We start from the raw sequence: 18,229 nt of genomic DNA on the forward strand, positions 1-18,229 counted from the left end.
CCCGCCGCCCCTACCCGTCCCGTCCCTGGGGGCTGCCGCCCCCAGACCCCCGCTTCGGCCCTGAACGGGCCTCGTCCTCAAACGCCGGACGGGCTGAAATGCCCGGACCGGCGCTCAGAGGCGAAGCCCTCAGCGGGTGGGTGGGGCCAGGGACGGTGTGGTCTCGCTCCTCGAACGCCGGGGGCCGATTCAGCCCCTCCGGCGTTTGAGGAGCGGGGGTCCAGGGGGCAGAGCCCCCTGGGGATGGGACGGGTAGGGGCGGCGGGGGCGAAAAACCTCTGCGGCGATCCCACGTCACCCGGACGGCTCGGCGCGCTGGTGGTCGTACTCCCGGGGTGATGCCTTAAGAGCACGCACCCGACCTTGAGCGCACGCCTGACCCCAGCCCAGGAGGCCCGCGATGCCCCGTCCCCCGGCCCGCGCCGTCGTCGCCTCGACGCTCTCGGCAGCCACCCTGCTGACCACCGCCTCCGCCTGCTCCCTCGCCGGACCGGAGAGGGCGGTCCCGGCCGCCCCCGCCGCGGTCTCCCCAGCGGCCACCGCCACCGGGCCCCCGACCCCCGCTGCCGCCCCGACCCTCACCGAAGCGCAGGCCCGGGCCGCCCTCATCACCGAGGCCGACCTCGGGGAACCCTGGGTCCCCACCCGGGGCGTAGCCACCTGGCGGGACGCCATGCTCAAGGCGAGCGCCGAGTCGGCCGAGTGCCGGCGGCTGCTCGACGCCCTGTACGCGGAGGAGCTGTTCGGGCCCGACGCCCGTACGCGCGCCTCGGTCGGTCTGGACGACGAGTACGACGAGGCCCAGTTGCGCTACCAGGTGGTGGCCCATCGGCCCGCGGAGGTGGACCGGACGTTGGAGTGGCTGGGCAGCCTGCCGCGCACGTGCGGGCAGTTCATGGCCAGGACCGTGCGCGGCGGCCTGATGACCGTGGAGGTCGGCGAGGCGCAGATGCCGGAGGTCGGCGACGCCCGGCGGGGCCTGCACATCGTCCTCAGCGGCGTCTCCGAGGACGAGAGCGAGGACGGGAGCGAGGACGGGAGCGAGGGCGAGGACGAGAGCGACGACGAGGGCGAGGAAGCACCTACACCCACGCTCACCCTCCACGTCGCCGCCGTCCGCGTCGGCGACGACGCCATCACCGTCACCAACGGCGGCCTCGGCAAGGTACCGGGCGACGCCACCCTGGCCGCCGTCGAGCTCGGCGCCCAACGCCTGGCGGAGGTCAGGAAACGGGGGCGGGTGGAGGTCTGACCTCCTGTGTCAGACCATGCGCTCTGCACTAGCCCATACGCTCGACCGCGTCCTTGGCCTCCTTCAAGCCCACCCCCGTGATCTCCCGATAGACCTTGATCGCCTGGATCTTCTTGTCGTTCCGCAGGAGCGCGAGGACCTCGTCCATCCGTGGCTCCTCCTCGCGAAGCCCCAAGTGATCAAGAACCAGGTCGAGTTTGCGCTCGACCCGGGCAACCCGCTGATCCGTCTGGGAAATCCTGCTCTGGATGGTGATGATGCCCACGAACGCGGCCAGTACCAAGAAGAGACCCACTATGTCCATGGTCGACGATCTTAGAAGGGCCCGCAGGACCTAATCCCGGTCGAACCGCACCCGGTGTTCCACCACGTCCCGTGCCACGTCCAGTGCCGTACTCCCGCCCGCGAACGCGTGGGCCCGCAGCCGTGCCAGCGCCTCGTCCGTGCCGACGCCCAGCTGGGCCATGATCATGCCGGCGGCCTGGTAGACCTGGTCGTGGTCGGTGGCGAGGCCGCTCAGCCACCGTTCGCCGCCCGGGTCGCCCGTTTCCTCCGCGCGCGGCAGCGCCATCAGCGCCACGGTCATCATCGCGGCCACCAGCCGCGCCGTCCGCAGGTCCCGGCCGTTGAGGTCGCCGGGGGTGTCGCAGTACAGGTCGAGCGTGCCGACGCACACCGTGTCGCTGCCGAGCGGCATCGAGTACACCGCCCGCACCCCGGCGGCCGTGGCCTGCTGGGCGAAGACCGGCCAGCGCAGTACGTCCCGCCCGGCCGTCAGGTCGCAGGCCAGCACGGGCACACCGCTCTGCGCGGCGGACTGGCAGGGGCCGTCGCCCAAGGTGGCCTGGATCTCGGTCACATACGCGGCCTGCGCACTGCTGGCGCCCAGCTGCACGGGCATGCCGTCACTGTGCAGCGACACGCTCGCGCCGGTCACGGGCAGCAGCTCGACGGCGACATCGCACAGCCGCGCCGGGATCTCGCTGGGTCCGACACCGCGTACGCCGTCGGCGATCGCTTCCGCGGCACCGGTCCGCTCTCGTCCCCGCTCATCACGATGACCGTCTTTGGGCCGCACGGCAGCCTCCTCATGAGAGCGGCCTGCTGGATCCAGGGCTCTCGGGTGGCCGTTCCACCACTCGCCCGGACGCCGCCCGACTACCCGTGGCGCGCCCCGCGAAACCCGGCGGCCCGGTAGCCCCGGGGGGCGCGGGGCTGTCGAACACGCGGCTACAGCCGCGCGGGCTCGACCGGCCACCACTGCGAGCGGCGCGTCACCGCTTCTCGTACGGCTTCGCGGGCTGCGCGACCCGCCGCACCGACGCCGCGTCCAGAACGGGCGGCCACGCCTCGTCCGTGCCGGGCGCGCCCTCGGGGTGCCAGGTACCGGTGACGGCGACCCAGGCGACGAGGAGGCGGGTGACGTACCAGGTGCCGTCGCCGGCGCGGGTGACGAAGCCGGTCAGCCGGACCGTGCGGCCGGCCAGCGACCGTCCGCTGTCGTAGATCGCCCGCGAGCTGAACTCGGCGAGTGTCAGCTCCACTGGGTTCCCGGACGCCGGCGCGGGGAAGGCCCCGACCCCTTGCGCCGCCTGCTGCGCGGCCTCGCGATCGGCGCTGTACGAGCCGAGGGCGGGCGGCGGGGAGAGGAGGAGCGCGAGGGCGGGGAGGGTGAGGAGCCAGGCGAGGCGGGGGCTATGGTGGCCGCCGTGCTGATCGTGGGCGTGGGAATCGTCGCCGGACTCGTCGTGCTCGCCGTGCTCTGTGTGCCGGCCCTGCTCGGCGTGCGGTTCCTGTTTCGGTCGCCCGACGACCGCCGCGGCCACCGCCAGCAGCACCAGCAGGAACCCGGACACGACCAGGTATGGCCGTAGTCCCGCCTGCACGTACCGCAGATACAGCTCGCTGAACAGCGAGATCCGCAGGATCGCCGCGCCCGTCAGAAGCAGCACTGCCGCCGGTCCGTAGCGCCTCACAGCAGCCAGCACCCCACCAGCGCGCTGCTCACCACGGCCACCACCCAGGTCACGGACGAGAACCGCAGGGCGAAGGATCGTCCGAAAGTGCCCGCCTGGAGGGCGATCAGCTTCAGGTCCACCATCGGGCCGACCACCATGAACGCCAGCCGCGCGGTCGGCGGGAACCCGCTCAGTGAGGCGGCGACGAACGCGTCCGCCTCGCTGGGGGCGGGCGGGACGCAGGCCGACCCGGGCGGTCTGCGGGTGGTCTGGGTTCTTCACGCAGGGGGCTGGGCTTGCGCAGGGGCGGTGCTCACAGAGGGGGCTGGGCGGGGGCCGGGCCGAGGGTGGTGGTGCCTGGGGCCGTGCGGTGGCCCAGGCCCGTCCGGTACGCGTCCAGGGCTGCCTCCACCCGTCCCGTGCGGCGCAGCAGGTCACCCAGCAGGCGGCACAGGTCGGCCAGGTCGCCGGCCGCTCCCGCGCGCTCCAGGAGGCTGAGGGCGCGGACGTAGTGCTCCTCGGCGGTCTCGGTGTCGTGGGCGTCCTCGGCGATGATGCCGAGGAGGCGGTGGGCGGCTGCGGAGTGGAGGGCGCCGCGTTCCGGGCTGAGGTGGCTGAGCACCTCGTGGAGGAGGGCGGCGGCCTCGTCGGACTTGCCGCGCCGGTGCAGTACGTCGGCGAGTTCGACGGCGACCTGGCTGGTGTAGAGGGCGGCGCGCTGAGCGGTGAGCATGGAGCGGGCCTCGCGCAGTTCGGCCTCGGCGCGCTCCAGCTCGCCGTTCTGTGCGCAGACGTAGCCGCGCATCCAGTGGCAGTTGGCGAGTTCGGTACGGATCTGGAGTTGCCGGTACAGCTCGGCGGCCTTGGCGAGGGAGGCGTCGGCCTCCGCGACCCGCCCCTCGGCGAGGAGGGTGCGGGCGACGGACCGGTGCATACGGGCGACCAGGGCCGGGTCCGCCGCCTGCGGGGCGAGGGCGAGGGCGTACTCGGCGGCCTGGGCGGCGCGGGCGTGGACGCCCATGTCCATGTAGGGGCCGATGACGCTGGCGTAGAGGAGGAGCAGCGCGTCGGGGTCGTGCAGGCCGCCGCGGTTCAGCTCGTCGAGGGTGGATTCGAGGAGGTAGACGGCGTAGCGGAGCTCCCCGGCGAGGTAGTGGGACACGGCCCTCCCGCGCAGGGCCGGGACCCGGGCGGGCAGTGGGGCGTCGGCTTCGGCGAGCACCTGCTCGGCCCGCTCGAAGTGACGTCGGGCGGAGTCGAGTTCGCCGGTGTCGATGCCGCATTCACCGAGTCCGAGCAGCGCGACCGCCTGCTCCTCGGCGAAGCCGTGCGCCTGCGCCTCCGCGAGCAGCGCGGCGTACTGCCCGGCCGCCGCCTCCGCATCGCCGGTGGCGAGGGCGCGCTGGGCCTCGGTCAGCCGCAGGCGCAGGTCCGTGACGAGGTGTGCGGGGCGCCCGGTGGCGAGTTCCTCGAAGGCGACGCCGAGCCGCTCGGCGATGTGCCGTAACGCGTCGTCGGAGGCGCGGACGCGGCCCGCCTCCAGGGTGGAGATGTAGGCCGGGGTGTACGCCGGTTCCGCCAGCTGCTTCTGCGTCAGTCCGCGGTCGGCCCGCAACTGCTGCACTCTTCGCCCGATGGTCTCCGGGTCGTCACGGTCCGACATCGCTCAATGCCCCCAACTCGCCCTGCGCCTCTTGCCGTTCGAGCCCGACGACCCTAGGTTAAACCGAGTATTAAGCACGTTTAACCCATGGCTGTTGCGAGGTCGCCGTGCAGGAACGCACCAGCACAACCGAGCGCTACACCCGGGGCTTCGCCGCCGCGGTGATCGCCGTGGCGACGCTGATTCTGGCGGCGAACGCGGGCCCAGCCCGGGCGTCAGTCCTTCATGCCCAGGACGCGGAGCGGGCTCAGAACTCCGCGGTGTCCAGCTCGAACCCGAGTGGGGCGGGCAACGGCACGGTGAGGCCCAGCTTGTACTTGGGGCTCTTGGCGTAATCGTCGCCGGACGGGTCGGAGTAGACGGTGACCTCCGCCTCCTCCCGGTCGATCAGCAGGTAGACGGGGATGCCGGCGCGGGCGTAGCCGTGCATCTTCTTTTCGCGATCGCGGGCAGCGGTGCTGTTGGAGGTGACCTCGGCGACCAGGACGACGCCCGACGGCTCGTGCCACTCCTCCTGGTCGCCGAAGCTGCCCTTGGGGGCGATAACCAGATCAGGGATGACGTGGCCGCTCTCGGAGGCGCCGGGGACGTTCAGACCAATGCCTGTGTAGCGGCCCGATCCCTTGTCATGGTCCCGGACCTGGCCACTGAGCTCTGACACGATCTCTTCGTGCTCCCCGTTAGCCGGTGGCGTCACGTGGATCTCCCCTTCGATCAACTCCACGCGCCAGCCCCTGGGGGCCGCCGCACTGATGCGCTCGAAGGCTGTCTCTGTGCTCGAATCCGAGTTGTCGGTCACGCCGCTGTCCGCGTCGCTGTCGCCGTCCGGGTCGTCATACGGACCGTGAATGGCCTCGCCCTGATACCCCGGCACGATGATCGGCTCCGCCACCGCCATGACAAACCTCCTTCGCTCGACGCGACCCTCCCAGGGTAGACGTGGAGCTCACACAAGGAATCCGGAGCCGTTCACTCGAACGAGTGTGCTGTTACGTTTCCGCTCGGTCCGGGCCGGTCAGGACCCGGCGACGTGCTCCACGAACGCGCGGTACGCCTCCGGGGAGAGCGTGAGGATGCCGGCGTCCGGGTCCTTGGAGTCGCGGACGGCGATGTGGGGGGTGAGGTCGACGACCTCGACGCATTCGCCGCCGCTGGTGCCGCTGTACGACGACTTACGCCATGCGGCGCCGCCGAGGGGGGCACATTCGACGCAATCGCCGCCGCTGGTGCCGCTGTAGCTGGACTTACGCCACGCCGCTGCCTTCAGCTGCTGGCTGGTCTCCATAGCGTTCCTCCATCACGCGGGCGATCAGGGCCGCCGATTCCCGCTCGGAGAGGGCAGCGGCCTGAAGGCGAGCGTAACCGACCGAACGCTCCCTGATGACCTGCGGGTTGGCCGTCATGTGCCCCTGGTCGTAGCTCTCGCTGTAGTGGATGTCCGGGTCGTCATCGAAGCGCAGGAGATTGAACGAGCCCATCATCCCCGCGTGGGCGCCCACGTCGAACGGCAGCACCTGGATGTGCACCCACGAGTCGTCCCGGAAGCTCAACAGGCGGCCGAGTTGCTTTCGCATCACCTGGCGGCTGCCCACAGTCTGCAACAGCACCGACTCGTCCAGGATGACCCACAGCGCGGGCGGTTGCTCCCGCTGCAGAATGCGCTGCCGGTCCATGCGGGCCGCGACCATCTCCTCGGCCTTGTCCGCATGGTCGAAGCTCAGCAGCGCCTCTGCGTACTCCGGCGTCTGGAGAAGCCCGTCCACCAGCTGGCACTGGTACTTGGAGATGTACGTCGCCTTCGCCTCCATCTCCGCGTACGCCTGAAACCACGTCGGCAGTTGGCTTCGCAGCACCAGCCCGACCAGCCGCGAAAAGCACCCGTCCGTCATCAGCGCCGCATCCGCCCGCTCGGCGAACTCCCGCGTCGGCACCTTGTGGGCGGTCTCGATCTGGCCGATCAGCGACCCGGTGCAGAAGATGCAGTCGCCGAGCGCCTGTTGGGACATCCCGGCAGACTCCCGGTACCGGCGAAGCTCGAAACCGAAGTAGTCCAACGGCGATGCGGTGGGGTCGAGTTGGCGGATGTTGGGCATGCGGCGGTCACCCCCAGGTCAGAACGCGGCGCGGCGTTCATTTCGGTCTATAGCCGAGAGTAACCACATGACTCCACGCTGCTGGCATGAATCACGTAACCGACCAGCAGGAGCCAGGACTTGGCGCCAGGTACGGCACCGACTTCGCCCTGGGCGAGCACTCCGCCCGGCACCTGCGCCGCATCCTCCGCGTGTATCTCGCCGCCTGGGAGATGGCCGACCTGTACGACTGCGCCGCCCTCGCCCTCACCGAGCTGACCGCCAACGTCGTACGCCACACCGCCGACCGGCGCGCCGCGGTGCTGATCCTGCGGCGAGGTGAGGAGCGGGGGCTGCGTGTCGAGGTGACCGACACGAGCCCGTTCCCGCCGTTGTCCACAGCTGTGGACGAGCTCGGCGAGAACGGGCGTGGAGTGATGATCGTAGGGGCCGTCACGGACCGGTGGGGGTGGGTCCCCTTGACCGACCGGCCCGGCAAGACCGTCTGGTTCGAGTGTGACGTCAAGAGACCCGAATAGCGCCGGACAACGCCGACTCGGCTCTGGTCAGCACTTCCACGTCGCCCAGTACCACTTGCCCTTCATCTCGCCGTCCGAGTTGAACACCGGCGTGTTGATCTCCACGCCCGTGGAGCCCCTGCCCGGGTAGTACCAGAAGTAGTGGCCGTGCTTCCGCTTGCCGTAGTGGACCTCGATCCAGCCCTGGGACTTGCGCCAGTACGGTGCGAACCAGTACCCGCCGGCCATACCGGGCCGGACATGGGCCGTGAGCTTGTTGGAGGTGGTGCTGGTCCTGCCCACCTCCCACTTCTCGGTCTGCGACGAGCTGGCGCTCACGCCCGCTTCAAGCTTGTCCGAGAAGCCGGCGCTGACCGACACGCTCGTCTCCCGCTGGAAGGAGTACGAGGTGGTGCGGGAGGTCGTCCACCAGCGTTCGACGTCCACGTCCCTCTGGCCCGTGCAGTTGTACACCGGGTTGCCGACCTGACGCCGCTTGCCCAGCTGGGTCCACGCCTTGACCTCGTGGTACTGGCACAGGTCGGTCTTGCCGTTGTTGCAGTCCCAGATCACGTCGGGCCTGTCGTCGCCCCAGCCGGGGCTGGTGTTGGCGTTGGCCGTGCCCGTGGAGAAGGGGATCAGCGCGAGGGCGAATGCGGGTGCCAGCATGGCCATCCGGCGGCGGCCGGACTTCAGGATCTTCATGGGTGGTTCTCCCGTCGGATTCCTCGACCCGTTGGTCTGGTCGCGGGTCGCGCCGCCGCCCCGGCCGATGGGGGGAGTTCGGACCGGGGCAGCGACGGGACGATCGTCACGGCCCGGGGAGTTGATCAGCCACCCTTTCCATCACTCCAATCAATCGCCGCTCACCAGGCGAATCAACGCCGGTCAATGCCGGACGCGTCAGTCGGCGCACACCTTGCGGTACGGCACATCACGCACGTACGTCCGCCACTGCGCCCGCGTCAGACCACCCCGGTCACCCGCTCCCGCCCGCGTACACACCGACTCAACCGCCCGCGACGGATCGATCGTGTAGCGCTGGAGGGGCACGTGCGCGCTTCCCGCGTACACCGTGCCGCTGTCCGCGGCGAAGGCCACCGTGTCGATCGCCTCGCCCGGTGTCGTCAGCGGGTCGCCGAGTGGTTGCTGGGTGGCGATGTCCCACAGCTGGAGGCTTCCCGCCTCGCCGCCCACCGCCAGCGTGCGGCCGTCGGGGCTGACGGCGAGGGCGCTGACGGCTTCGGAGGTGTCGTCGGTGATCGCCAGGGTCATGCTCTGCGGGAGCGTGGGGAAGACGTTCGGCAGGGTTCCCTCCTGCTGCCGGAGCTTGCCGTCCCACAGCGCCACCCGGCCCGTCTGGTCTCCCGCCGCGAGCCGGGAGCCGTCCGCGGCGAAGGCGAGGGCGCCGATCTCGTCGCCCCGGACGAGGTCGCGTGGGATGGCCTTGCCGCCGGGCAGGGCGGCCGTGCGGTTGTCGCCGACCAGCAGACGGCCGTCGGGGCGGACGGCCAGATGGGCGCTGGACAGGGCCGGGACGACCGCTGTCCGGCGGTGGTGGGTGACGTCCCAGGTCTCGTTGCTCAGCTCGCCGACGGCCGGAGTGCGGGTGAGGTGGAGCGTTCGGGCGTCCCGGCCGAGGGCGATCGTGATCACCGCCCCGGCCGAGATCTTCGTCGCCAGGTCCAGCGTCGTGCGGACCCGGCCCCGGGTGACGTCCCAGAGCGTGAGGCGCTGCGGGGAGGCCTCGTAGCCGGGCGCTGAGACGCCGTATGCGAGCGTCTTGCCGTCGGGGGCGAAGGCCAGGAGCGGGGAGGTGTCCTCCGGGAGCACCGGCCGGGAGGGGGCGCGGGAGACGGGGAGCGGCGTGGCCGGCAGCGTCCTCAGCAGCCGTCCGTCGCTGGTGTCTCTCAGCTCGAAGCGGTAGGTGTCGCTCGTGCGGCGGGCGGTGGCGAGGGTGCGGCCGTCCGGACTGATCAGCACCTTGTCCAGGGGCTGGTCCTGCCAGGCGGACGTCACGGCCGTCGTGACGTCCAGCGAGTGGACCGTGCCGGCCTCCAGATAGCGCAGCACCGGGCGCTCGGGGTCCCAGGCCAGACCGCCGTAGATGTGCTGGTTGTTGAGGGGGTGCCGGAACACCGGGCCGGCGGGGTCGACGCCGAGCCGCCACACCCTGACCTCCTCCGCGTCGGCGGTCGCCAGGAACTTCCCGTCCTTGCTGAAGGCGGCGTACTTCACTCCCGTGTCAGCGATGTCGGCCAGCTGCTCGCCCGACCGGACGTCCCAGACGTGCACCCCGCTGCCGGTCAGTGCGGCCAGCCTCCCCCGGCCTTCGGCCGGGGGGACCCCCATCTCGCTTCGCTCGCCACCGCCGAGCGTCAGCAGTGACCGCTCCTCGCCGCAGATGTCGCCGACGCGTTCCCAGCGCCCGTGCAGCGTGCGCCCGGCCGTCAGGTCCCGGACCTGAACCGGGCCGTCCCCGAGGGGGCAGACCGCGAGCAGCCGGCCGTCCGTGCTCGATGCCACCGTCGCCGTGCTGTCCGACTCCGTCGCGAACAGCGGCTTCCCGTCCGCCGACGACCGCACCTGCACCCGGAAGTCGTCCATGCTGCTCACGGTGTACGTGCGCGCGGCGAAGTCCACGAAGGACGACTTCGGCAGCCGGTCACCGAACCACCGTCCGGCGGCCGTGTCCCAGATCGGTACCCCGTCGTCCCCATGGATCGCCAGCAGCCGCCCGTCCGGGCTCGCCGCGAACGCGCTGCCGCCCTCCGGCAGCCGTCCCGAGGCGATCGGGCGGTGCCGTGCCACGTCCCAGGTCTGCCAGGTACGGCCCTCGACGCTGAGCAGCGTGCGACCGGAGTCCGTCAGATGGCGGGAGGGGCCGTCGCCCGGTGCCGGGTCGCTGAAGGAGTCCAGTTCCTGCTGGCCGAGCGAGCCCAGCAGCGCCCGCCGGGTCTCCGGCAGCTCGGACACGCGCCAGGCGGCGACGCCCAGCAGCTGTGCGGTGCGCGGGTCGGTCGTGCGCAGGGCGTCCGCGACGGCGGCGATACGGCGGGCCTCGTCGTCGGTGCGGCGGCGCTCGTTGTCCCGGCGCTGCGTCCAGGCGGCCAGGCTCGCGACCAGCGCCACCGCGAGAACGGCCGACAGTACGCCCACCGCGGCCCGCGCCCGGCGTGTGGAGCGGGCGGCAGCCCGGCGCTCCGCCTCACGCGCGTCCAGCGCGGCGGTGAGGAACTCGCGCTCCGGCACGGTCAGGGACTGGTCGTGCTCGTGGTCGGGGAACAGCTCCTCCACCCGGGCCAGGCGGGTGCCCCGGTACAGGCTGCCGGGGTCACGGTCGTGCTCCAGCCAGACGCGGGCGGCCTCGGTCAGCCGCCGGTGGTGGCGCAGCCGCTCGCGGTCCTCCTCGGTCCAGCCGTGCAGCCGCGGCCAGGAGCTGATCAGCGCCTCGTGTGCGAGCTGGACGCCCTCCTCGTCGACGGTCAGCAGCCGGGCGCGGGCCAGCCGCTCCACCACGGCCGGCACGTCGGGGGACGCCCATTCCTCCTGCTCGGCCCGGCTCAGCGGACGCCGGGTGTCGGGGGTGCCCTGGCCGGGCTCGACCATCCGCAGCAGCAGGCGCCGGGCGGCGTCCGCCTGGGGTGCGGTCAGCCTCCCGTACGCCTCCTCGGCGCTCGCGGCGATGGCGCCGTGCACGCCGCCCGCCGCCTCGTACGCGGCGAGGGTCAGCAGCCGGCCCTTGCGGCGCCGCCAGGTTTCGAGGAGGGCGTGCGAGAGCATCGGCAGCCCGCCCGGCTCGTCGAGGACCTCCTCCACGATCCGCGCGGTCAGCTCCCGCTCCACCAGCAGCCCGACCTCCTGGGCCGGCTTGACGACCGCCTCTCGCAGCTCATCCGCAGTCATCGGCCCGACCAGCAACCCGGCGCCGTTCAGCGCGTCCGCGAGGCCCCGGTGCTCGCCGCAGCGGGAGTAGAAGTCGGCCCGTACGGCGATGAGGACGCGCAGCCGACTGCCGGGGTCGCGGGCGGCGAGCAGCAGGTCGATGAACCGGGCCCGCTCGGACCGGTCCCGGCACAGGGTGAACAGCTCCTCGAACTGATCCACCACCACCCAGCTCTCCGGCGCGTCCTGCGCCGGGGTCAGCAGATGACCGTAGGTGTCGGCCGGACGGTCCCCCGGGGTCAGGACCCGCAGCACGGCAGGGCGACCCCGGTCGGCGATCTCCCGCTGGAGCCGGGGTATCAGACCGGCCCGCAGCAGGGACGACTTTCCGCTGCCGGAGGCACCGAACACTGCGGCGAAACGGTGCCCGCACACCAGCCGCAGCAGCTCCTCCGCCAGACGGTCCCGGCCGAAGAACAGCCCCTGGTCGGCCGGCTCGAACCGGGCGAGCCCCCGGTAGGGCGGCGGCGCGTCCTCGGCGTCCTCGCGGGCCGTCCCCGCCGCTTCCGCCTCGGCGTCCTTCCAGCGAGCCTCCCACTCGCCGGGGTCGCCGCCGCACGCGCGCACGTATCCCCGGACGACGGCGAGGGACGGCAGCCGTTCGCCGGCCGCCGCCTGCGACAGCGTTGTCGCGGAGAAGCCGGCGGTCTCGGCCATACGCCGGTACGCCGGGCTGCCGGCGGCCCGGCGCAGCTCCCGCAGCTCGTGCGCGAGGCGCTGGACGGGGCCGGCGTTCGGGTCCACCGGTCTCTCAGGACGCGCCATACGTACGTACCTCCGTACAACTGACGAAAGCGGCATCAGGAGCGATGACCATACGAGCCGTCCCGTAACGCCCTGATGGACCCGAGGTGACGGACAGGTGACACCGCATGTGACGTCAATCAACCCGCTTCCACCCACGGAATTGATTGACCTGACAAAAGGGACGTGGCAATCAACGTTCCGGTTGCGAGCGTCGGTGGGGCAAGGCCGGCATCCGGCACACCGAGTCACCGGGAGAGCAGCGCATGTCGCACTCAGACGTCATCGAAGCAAGACCTGGCCGCCGGGCCCGAAGGGTCACCGTCGCGTCGGTCGTCACCACCCTGCTGCTGTCGATCTTCGCCACCCTGCTGGGCCCGCTGGGCGTCCTGCAGAGCGCGAGCGCGGCCGACGGCAATCCGACCTTCCGGATCGGGACCGACGGGACGGCGGCCTACAGACGCTTCATCGACTCGATCCGCGGCCGCGTCAACGACGGAGGGAGCACCAGCGTGCGCAACGCCGGCGGCTACCGGGTCGACCACACGCCCAGCTGGGTCGACCCCAAGTCGACGAACGCGTACATCCGCGTGGACGTCCAGGCGTGGGGCAACGACGCCACCGTCCGTCTGAACCTGCGCCGCTCGGACCTCTACCTCATTGGCTGGTGGGACAAGTACAACACCTACCACTACCTCGGTGCCCGCGACACCGATGCGACCAAGACCAACAAGAAGGACAAGCCCTACGAGGCGGAGTCCGCCCGCTGGGACAATGGCAAGTGGCGCAAGTCCAAGGTGCAGGAGCAGACGAGGTTCGGCGAGAACTACGTCGATCTCGAGCGGATCACCGGCCGACCGCGCGCCGGCCTGGGGATCAGCCGGGGCACCGTCAACTCGGCGGTCTGGAATCTGTACAACGGGCACGGCGACGAGCAGATGGCGTGGGGCGTCCTGGTGATGACCCAGTTCATCTCCGAGTCGGTACGCTTCCGGCTCATGCGGGACCAGATCGCCACCGTCATGAGCGTCGACGGCACCTTCTACATCCCCCGCGAGTACGCCGAGCTGGAGAACGACTGGGGCACCCTGAGCTCTCACTTCAACCAGCTGGTCCACCAGGACCAGGCCCAGGGGCGGGTGACCCGGGACTCCCACCCGCTGGTGGGATACCGGCGGGACATCTTCGGCGACCCCACGAGGCTCATCCTGGAAGCCGCGTACCTGTACGCGACCTACGTCCTGAACACGGCGAAGGGCCGCTGACACACGGCAGCCGCTGACCCAGAAACAAGCGACGGCCGCCGACGGATCTGTTTCCGTCGGCGGCCGCTCGGCGTTCGGGCAACGCGGGATGAACGGCGGACGACGCGACAAGCCCGGCCGGTGACGCCGCCGCGAACATCCCTCCGAAACCCCGAGAGGAATTGTTCGCCCTGGTCAAACGTGCCGCTGATCAATTCTCCGCGCCCCAGTCTCGGTCTCGTCCCGCCGGTTTCCCCGGCACCGGATCCGTCGGACCCCCGGCACACCGAGCAACTGGAGAACCCCGCATGTCCCAGTCGGCCAAGCCCCGCAGAAGATCCCGTCTCGCCAAGGCCGCCCTCGTCCTGGGCAGCGCCGCCGCGCTGACCGCCGGCCTGACGGGCAGCGCCAACGCCGCCGTCCTGAACCCGCTGCCGTGGAACGCGGACACGTTCCAGCAGAAGTACATGCCGCTGTTCGACTACGACGGGGACAGCTGCTTCCCCGCCGCGGCGGTCGACGCGAACGGAAACCTCAACGGCGGCCTCAACAACTCCGGGTCGATCACCGGCGGATGCCGTGACAACCACCTCGGCAGAGCCAACACGTACTCTCAGTCATGGTGCAAGAACGGGTGGTGCGCGTACGTCTACGCGCTCTACTTCGAGAAGGACCAGACCCTGAACGGGGCCGACGCGTTCGGGCACCGCCACGACTGGGAGTCCGTCGTGGTCTTCCAGAAGCAGGGCGAGGAGCGTCCCCGGTTCCTCGCCGCCTCCCGGCACGGCGGTTACAGCACCCACCCGATCAACGAGGTGCCGATGAACGGCAACCGCGTCGAGATCGTCTACCACAAGGACGGCGCGAGCACGCACGCCTTCCGCTTCGCCAAGTGGGGCGAGAGGCCGGAGGCCTGGGGCAACGGCGGCTGGGACGAGCCGGCCCTGGTCACCATGCAGAGGATGGCCGACGCTCCGCGCAACGCCCTGTGGAACTCCCAGTGGGGCCGGGCCAACTTCCCGCTGACCGGCAACCTCCAGAGCAACATCAACAAGGCCCGTGACGCCGACTCCAGGGCCCAGAGCGCGATCCCCGCGTTCTGACGCACGGCCCGAGCCCGAGCCGCCCCCGGCGGGACACCCCCCCAGTCCCGCCAGGGGCTTCCCCTGTTCACCTGCATCTGGCGAGGATGCCCCGGCGTTCGCACCAGGGAGGAATCGCCTCCCGTGGCCGCGACGCGAAGCATCGCCGCATCTCAACCGCTGACCTGCAGCTGCCGCAGCCGCTGATGGACGTTCTCCAGAGCGCCCCGTCGGCGGCCCGGCACCCGGCCCCTCAACTCCGCGAGGGCGGACCCCAGCTCGCGTACTGCCGCCGTGTCGTGGATCTGACCCCACTGATGGTGGGCCCGATCCACCGCGGACTCCACCGCGGGCGTGTCCGGGGCCTGCCCCGCGGAGAGCCGAGCCGAGGCAACCGTCAGCCAGGTCCGGCAACTGCGCACCGAGTCTCCGGCCAACATCGCCAGATCCGCCCGGACCTCGATCCAGTGCAGGGCCTCCTCGGAGTAGGGCCCGTGACTGCGCACGGCAACCTGCTCATGATGCGCAGCCAACGCATCAGCCTCCCCGGCCCGCCCGGCCTCGAGAGCGGCAGCGACGTCGGCGTGCGGGTCACTCGGCGGGGCGCTGTGCGCAGGGCTCAACGCGAAAGCCGGCGTGGGGGTGGGCGCGGAAGTCGGTGCGGAGGCCGGCGCGGGAGCCGATGCGGGGCTCGGCGGCGCGGAAGTCGGAACAGAGGTCGGTGCAGGAGTCGGTGCGGGGCTGTGGGCAGGGATCGGCGGGAGATTCTGCACGGAAGTCGACGCGGAAGCCTGCGCGGAGCTCGGCACGGAAGCCGACGCGGAACTTGCCGCGGACGTCGACGCAGAGCTCAGCGCGGAAGCCGCCACGGAGCCCGGCACGGAAGCCGACACGGGACTATGAGCAGAGACCTGCGGCGCACTCTGCGCCGGATTCGGCGGGAGATTCTGTGCAGCACTCGACGGGAAAGCCGACGCAGAACTCGGCACAGGGGCCGGCACAGAACCCTGCACGGAACCCACCACCGGGACCGGCACAGAACCCTGCCCACCACCCGCCACCGAACCCGGCACAGGAAGCTGCGCCGGTCCCTGGGCCGTCAGGATGATGTCGGTGCCGGGGCCGGAGTCGGGGGCGATTCGGGACAGGGCCTGCTGGTGCAGCTGGTCGAGGGGTGGGCGGTGGCCGCTGCGGAGGAGGGTGGCGACGGCCTTCATGTAGGCCGGCGTAGACACCGTGCGGCGGTTCGGCGGTGGGGCGATGCGGCCGTACACCGTGGTGTTGCGGCCCGAGTCGAGGGGGTTGGCGAGGAGCCACTCCCAGGTCTCGGCGTCGGCGTGCAGGTCGAGGAGCAGGGTGGTCGAGCCCGGTGCGCGCAGGCGCAGTTCCTCGCGGAACCAGTGCCAGGGGAAGCCGGTGTAGCGGACGGTCGCGGGGGTGGTGCGGGCCAGCGCGAGGTGGGGCAGGTGTTGGCGGCGGTCCAGCTGGAGTTGGCCGGTGACGAAGACGGTGAGCGGGGCGGGCGCGGCCGCGGCGGCGCGCAGGCGGGTGAGGACGGCCTGCGGTTCCAGGGGGTCGGCGAGTTCCACGACGTTCGCCGTGTCCGTGCCGGACAGCACCGTGGGCGGGACCGCGGCGAGGACGGGGAGCACGGAGGCGGCGTCCACCAGACAGCCCCTGCCCGCCGGCGCGGCGGCCAGCAGCAGCACGGTTCCGGGCATCGGTCCCTCCCCATCCCCCGTCGATCACGTACGGCAGCACCGTAACCGCTGCGGCTGCAAAGGGGGGATCTCAGGACCGCAAACGTCCATTTCCGCCCCCATTCCCCCTCATCCCGTCCCCCCGCATCCCCGCTCCCCGCCGTACCGCGAACACGGTCGTGTCGTCCTCCAGATGCCCGCCGCAGTGCCGCAGCGTGCGCTCCCGCACGAAGGCGACCAGACGCCGCGGCTGCGCGAGTCCCGGGTCGGCCGCGACGGCGGCGGCGACCTCGTCGGCGAGCGGGTAGAAGGTGCCGTCGCCGTCCCGGGCCTCGGTCACGCCGTCCGTGGTCAGCAGCAGCGTCTCGCCGGGAGCGAGGGGCACCCGCAGCACCGGCGGCGGGCCGTCGGCGGGGGCGAGCCCGCCGTAGCCGATGGGGAGGCCGTGGTCGGGCGGCAGGGACCGTACGCCGTCGGGGCAGACGACGAGCGGGGTCTCGTGGCCGAGAACGACCGCGTCCATGGCGTCCCGCTGCTCCTCGGGGAAGCCGAGCAGGACGGCGGTGGCGAACCGGTCGCCCTCCTCCTTGCCGAGCGCCCTACCCATACGGATGTGCCGCTGCATGCGCACCTCCAGCCGCACGGCGATCGTCGTCAGATCCGCCTCGTGATAGGCGGCCTCGCGAAACGTGCCGAGCAGCGCGGCCGCCGCCTCCACCGCCCCGAGCCCCTTGCCCTGGACGTCGCCGACGATGACGCGCGTGCCGTGCAAGCCGGTCTGGATGTCGTAGAAGTCGCCGCCGACCCTGGCCTCGGAGTCGGCCGCGAGATACACCGCCGCGTGGTCGAGGCCGCCCCAACCCGCAGGCAGCGGACGCAGCACGGTACGGCGGACCGTCTCGGTGACGTCCTGCATGTGCAGCATGCGCTGCTCGCCACGGACCCGGACCACGCAGGCCAGCGTGGCGAGGACACCGCCGATGCCGGCGAGGACGAGGTCGGGCAGGCCGGCCTGGTACTCGTGCGGAAGGACGGCGTCCGCCGCGACGTACGTGGCGGGCGCGAGCACCGCGAACATGGCCGTCCCCCACACCCCGCAGATCGCGGCGGCGATACCGGGCACCAGCACGATCCAGGACAGGATCCTGAAGTCGCTGCTGGTCCTGAAGTCGACCGCCACGATGCCCACGAGCAACAGCAGCGGCGGCACCCAGGCGACGCTACGGCCCCGCAAGCGCAGCAGCTGCGGCCGACGCGCCTCGCCCTGCGGGCCGGCTCCACCGTCGCTTACGGCCCTCATGGGCTTCAGCGAAACACGGCGTTCGACGAGCCGCATCCGGGTACCCGGGGTCCCCCACGACTTGCCGAACGGCCGCCCTCAGGTGTGCCCTGGATGGCGGGGGCGAGGAGAGAGAGGAGTGCTCTCATGGCTCATGCGGCACCCGCGCCCGGCGGGCGGACTGCAAGGACGGGCACGAGCGGCCTGCCCGACGTGTTCAGCGCGCGGGCGCACCGCGTCGCGAGCGTGGCCGTACCGATCGTCCTGGGGCTCGTCTACGGCTACTGGGCCGCGGCGAACCGGCGTTCCGGCGGTGAGATCACCGGCTGGAACCTGCTCTTCGGCTTCGTCACCGCGGCCGCGTTCATAGTGCTGTACGTCGCCGTGCGCTGGGTCGCCGAACGCACGATCCGCGAGGTGCACGCGATCCTGTGGGCCTCCTTCGCGGGCGGCGCGTTCGGGTTCCTGTACAGCCAGACCGACAAGACCGTCCTCAGGTCGGCGCTCATGGGGCTGGTGATCGGCGCGGTCTTCTTCGCCGTGCTGTTCTACCGCTACTACACCCACGAGGACGCCCAGGGCCGCCGTATCGGCTGACGGACACGACGCGGACACGGACAGACGGGGGCACAGGTCGGCCCCGGCCGCCACTGGAGCCGGGGCCGACCCGTTCCCCTTCATCCACCCACGGAACCAGGAGCTGTCCTTCCGCTCCTTGCTCCTCTGATCCATGAGACACCCGTTCGGGTGAACGCTCCACCGGAGAGCGCAA

The 18,229-nt window shown here is 71.5% G+C and carries 16 protein-coding genes and 1 pseudogene; 5 read left to right on the forward strand and 12 right to left on the reverse strand.

All coding sequences use genetic code 11. From position 1 onward, the window contains the following. Positions 1–400 precede the first annotated feature (400 nt). Complete coding sequence (locus ADL12_RS21380) at positions 401–1,252, forward strand: hypothetical protein (RefSeq protein WP_062704278.1); 852 nt, start codon at positions 401–403, stop codon at positions 1,250–1,252. 28 nt (positions 1,253–1,280) lie between these two features. On the opposite strand, the gene ADL12_RS21385 is transcribed toward ADL12_RS21380, so the two are convergent. The 8 genes and pseudogenes from ADL12_RS21385 to ADL12_RS21415 form a co-directional block, all read right to left on the reverse strand. After that, on the reverse strand, positions 1,281–1,556 hold the full coding sequence (locus ADL12_RS21385) for a ribosomal protein L7/L12 (RefSeq protein WP_062704279.1): 276 nt from the start codon (positions 1,554–1,556) through the stop codon (positions 1,281–1,283). A 30-nt stretch (positions 1,557–1,586) separates the two neighbouring features. After that, a complete protein-coding gene (locus tag ADL12_RS21390; protein ID WP_062704280.1) occupies positions 1,587–2,330 on the reverse strand; it encodes a GAF and ANTAR domain-containing protein in 744 nt (247 codons plus the stop codon). Positions 2,331–2,526: 196 nt separating this feature from the next. Next, complete coding sequence (locus tag ADL12_RS21395; RefSeq protein ID WP_062704281.1) at positions 2,527–3,228, reverse strand: TIGR03943 family putative permease subunit; 702 nt, start codon at positions 3,226–3,228, stop codon at positions 2,527–2,529. Then, positions 3,225–3,434 (reverse strand): annotated as a pseudogene (locus ADL12_RS50740) (permease); the annotation flags it as partial. The gene ADL12_RS21395 and the pseudogene ADL12_RS50740, both read right to left, overlap by 4 nt. Positions 3,435–3,523: 89 nt before the next feature. Next, positions 3,524–4,873, reverse strand: a complete 1,350-nt coding sequence (locus ADL12_RS21400; RefSeq protein WP_062704282.1) for a helix-turn-helix domain-containing protein — start codon at positions 4,871–4,873, stop codon at positions 3,524–3,526. Between the two features lie 247 nt (positions 4,874–5,120). Next, a complete protein-coding gene (locus tag ADL12_RS21405; RefSeq protein ID WP_079052190.1) occupies positions 5,121–5,771 on the reverse strand; it encodes a Uma2 family endonuclease in 651 nt (216 codons plus the stop codon). 117 nt (positions 5,772–5,888) lie between these two features. Then, positions 5,889–6,158, reverse strand: coding sequence for a DUF397 domain-containing protein (locus tag ADL12_RS21410; RefSeq protein ID WP_062704283.1), 270 nt, complete (start codon positions 6,156–6,158; stop codon positions 5,889–5,891). Further along, a complete protein-coding gene (locus tag ADL12_RS21415; protein WP_062704284.1) occupies positions 6,118–6,966 on the reverse strand; it encodes a helix-turn-helix domain-containing protein in 849 nt (282 codons plus the stop codon). The genes ADL12_RS21410 and ADL12_RS21415 overlap by 41 nt, the downstream gene beginning before the upstream one ends. 86 nt (positions 6,967–7,052) lie before the next feature. Between ADL12_RS21415 and ADL12_RS21420 the strand changes: the two genes are divergently transcribed. Then, positions 7,053–7,484 carry an ATP-binding protein gene (locus tag ADL12_RS21420; RefSeq protein ID WP_062704285.1) on the forward strand — a complete coding sequence of 144 codons (432 nt, stop codon included), beginning with the start codon at positions 7,053–7,055 and terminating at the stop codon, positions 7,482–7,484. A gap of 27 nt (positions 7,485–7,511) precedes the next feature. On the opposite strand, the gene ADL12_RS21425 is transcribed toward ADL12_RS21420, so the two are convergent. Beyond that, positions 7,512–8,168: a hypothetical protein gene (locus tag ADL12_RS21425; protein WP_062704286.1), complete on the reverse strand. Its 657-nt coding sequence runs from the start codon at positions 8,166–8,168 to the stop codon at positions 7,512–7,514. 198 nt (positions 8,169–8,366) lie between these two features. Continuing rightward, positions 8,367–12,173: an nSTAND1 domain-containing NTPase gene (locus tag ADL12_RS21430; RefSeq protein WP_062704287.1), complete on the reverse strand. Its 3,807-nt coding sequence runs from the start codon at positions 12,171–12,173 to the stop codon at positions 8,367–8,369. Positions 12,174–12,418: 245 nt separating this feature from the next. Between ADL12_RS21430 and ADL12_RS21435 the strand changes: the two genes are divergently transcribed. Together ADL12_RS21435 and ADL12_RS21440 are read left to right on the forward strand one after the other, a co-directional pair. Continuing rightward, positions 12,419–13,417 carry a ribosome-inactivating family protein gene (locus tag ADL12_RS21435; protein ID WP_062704288.1) on the forward strand — a complete coding sequence of 333 codons (999 nt, stop codon included), beginning with the start codon at positions 12,419–12,421 and terminating at the stop codon, positions 13,415–13,417. Between the two features lie 287 nt (positions 13,418–13,704). Next, a complete protein-coding gene (locus ADL12_RS21440) occupies positions 13,705–14,499 on the forward strand; it encodes an NPP1 family protein (RefSeq protein ID WP_062704289.1) in 795 nt (264 codons plus the stop codon). Positions 14,500–14,651: 152 nt separating this feature from the next. On the opposite strand, the gene ADL12_RS21445 is transcribed toward ADL12_RS21440, so the two are convergent. Next, complete coding sequence (locus ADL12_RS21445; protein ID WP_062704290.1) at positions 14,652–16,199, reverse strand: hypothetical protein; 1,548 nt, start codon at positions 16,197–16,199, stop codon at positions 14,652–14,654. Between the two features lie 70 nt (positions 16,200–16,269). After that, positions 16,270–17,478 (reverse strand): PP2C family protein-serine/threonine phosphatase, encoded by a 1,209-nt coding sequence (locus ADL12_RS21450; RefSeq protein ID WP_062704342.1) that lies wholly within the window; start codon positions 17,476–17,478, stop codon positions 16,270–16,272. Between the two features lie 126 nt (positions 17,479–17,604). On the opposite strand from ADL12_RS21450, the gene ADL12_RS21455 reads away from it, so the two are divergent. Next, positions 17,605–18,054, forward strand: a complete 450-nt coding sequence (locus tag ADL12_RS21455; RefSeq protein ID WP_062704291.1) for a hypothetical protein — start codon at positions 17,605–17,607, stop codon at positions 18,052–18,054. The last annotated feature ends 175 nt before the right edge of the window (positions 18,055–18,229 follow it).

This window comes from Streptomyces regalis (assembly GCF_001509475.1).
GTDB lineage: Bacteria > Actinomycetota > Actinomycetes > Streptomycetales > Streptomycetaceae > Streptomyces > Streptomyces regalis.

Excerpts from the sequence above, each read along its gene's own strand:
- ADL12_RS21435 (WP_062704288.1), top strand. The coding sequence starts at position 12,419 with ATGTCGCACTCAGACGTCATCGAAGCAAGACCTGGCCGCCGGGCCCGA.
- ADL12_RS21445 (WP_062704290.1), bottom strand. The coding sequence starts at position 16,199 with ATGCCCGGAACCGTGCTGCTGCTGGCCGCCGCGCCGGCGGGCAGGGGC.
- ADL12_RS21415 (WP_062704284.1), bottom strand. The coding sequence starts at position 6,966 with ATGCCCAACATCCGCCAACTCGACCCCACCGCATCGCCGTTGGACTAC.
- ADL12_RS21405 (WP_079052190.1), bottom strand. The coding sequence starts at position 5,771 with ATGGCGGTGGCGGAGCCGATCATCGTGCCGGGGTATCAGGGCGAGGCC.
- ADL12_RS21385 (WP_062704279.1), bottom strand. The coding sequence starts at position 1,556 with ATGGACATAGTGGGTCTCTTCTTGGTACTGGCCGCGTTCGTGGGCATC.
- ADL12_RS21380 (WP_062704278.1), top strand. The coding sequence starts at position 401 with ATGCCCCGTCCCCCGGCCCGCGCCGTCGTCGCCTCGACGCTCTCGGCA.
- ADL12_RS21420 (WP_062704285.1), top strand. The coding sequence starts at position 7,053 with ATGAATCACGTAACCGACCAGCAGGAGCCAGGACTTGGCGCCAGGTAC.
- ADL12_RS21425 (WP_062704286.1), bottom strand. The coding sequence starts at position 8,168 with ATGAAGATCCTGAAGTCCGGCCGCCGCCGGATGGCCATGCTGGCACCC.
- ADL12_RS21455 (WP_062704291.1), top strand. The coding sequence starts at position 17,605 with ATGGCTCATGCGGCACCCGCGCCCGGCGGGCGGACTGCAAGGACGGGC.
- ADL12_RS21410 (WP_062704283.1), bottom strand. The coding sequence starts at position 6,158 with ATGGAGACCAGCCAGCAGCTGAAGGCAGCGGCGTGGCGTAAGTCCAGC.
- ADL12_RS21430 (WP_062704287.1), bottom strand. The coding sequence starts at position 12,173 with ATGGCGCGTCCTGAGAGACCGGTGGACCCGAACGCCGGCCCCGTCCAG.
- ADL12_RS21450 (WP_062704342.1), bottom strand. The coding sequence starts at position 17,478 with ATGAGGGCCGTAAGCGACGGTGGAGCCGGCCCGCAGGGCGAGGCGCGT.
- ADL12_RS21400 (WP_062704282.1), bottom strand. The coding sequence starts at position 4,873 with ATGTCGGACCGTGACGACCCGGAGACCATCGGGCGAAGAGTGCAGCAG.
- ADL12_RS21440 (WP_062704289.1), top strand. The coding sequence starts at position 13,705 with ATGTCCCAGTCGGCCAAGCCCCGCAGAAGATCCCGTCTCGCCAAGGCC.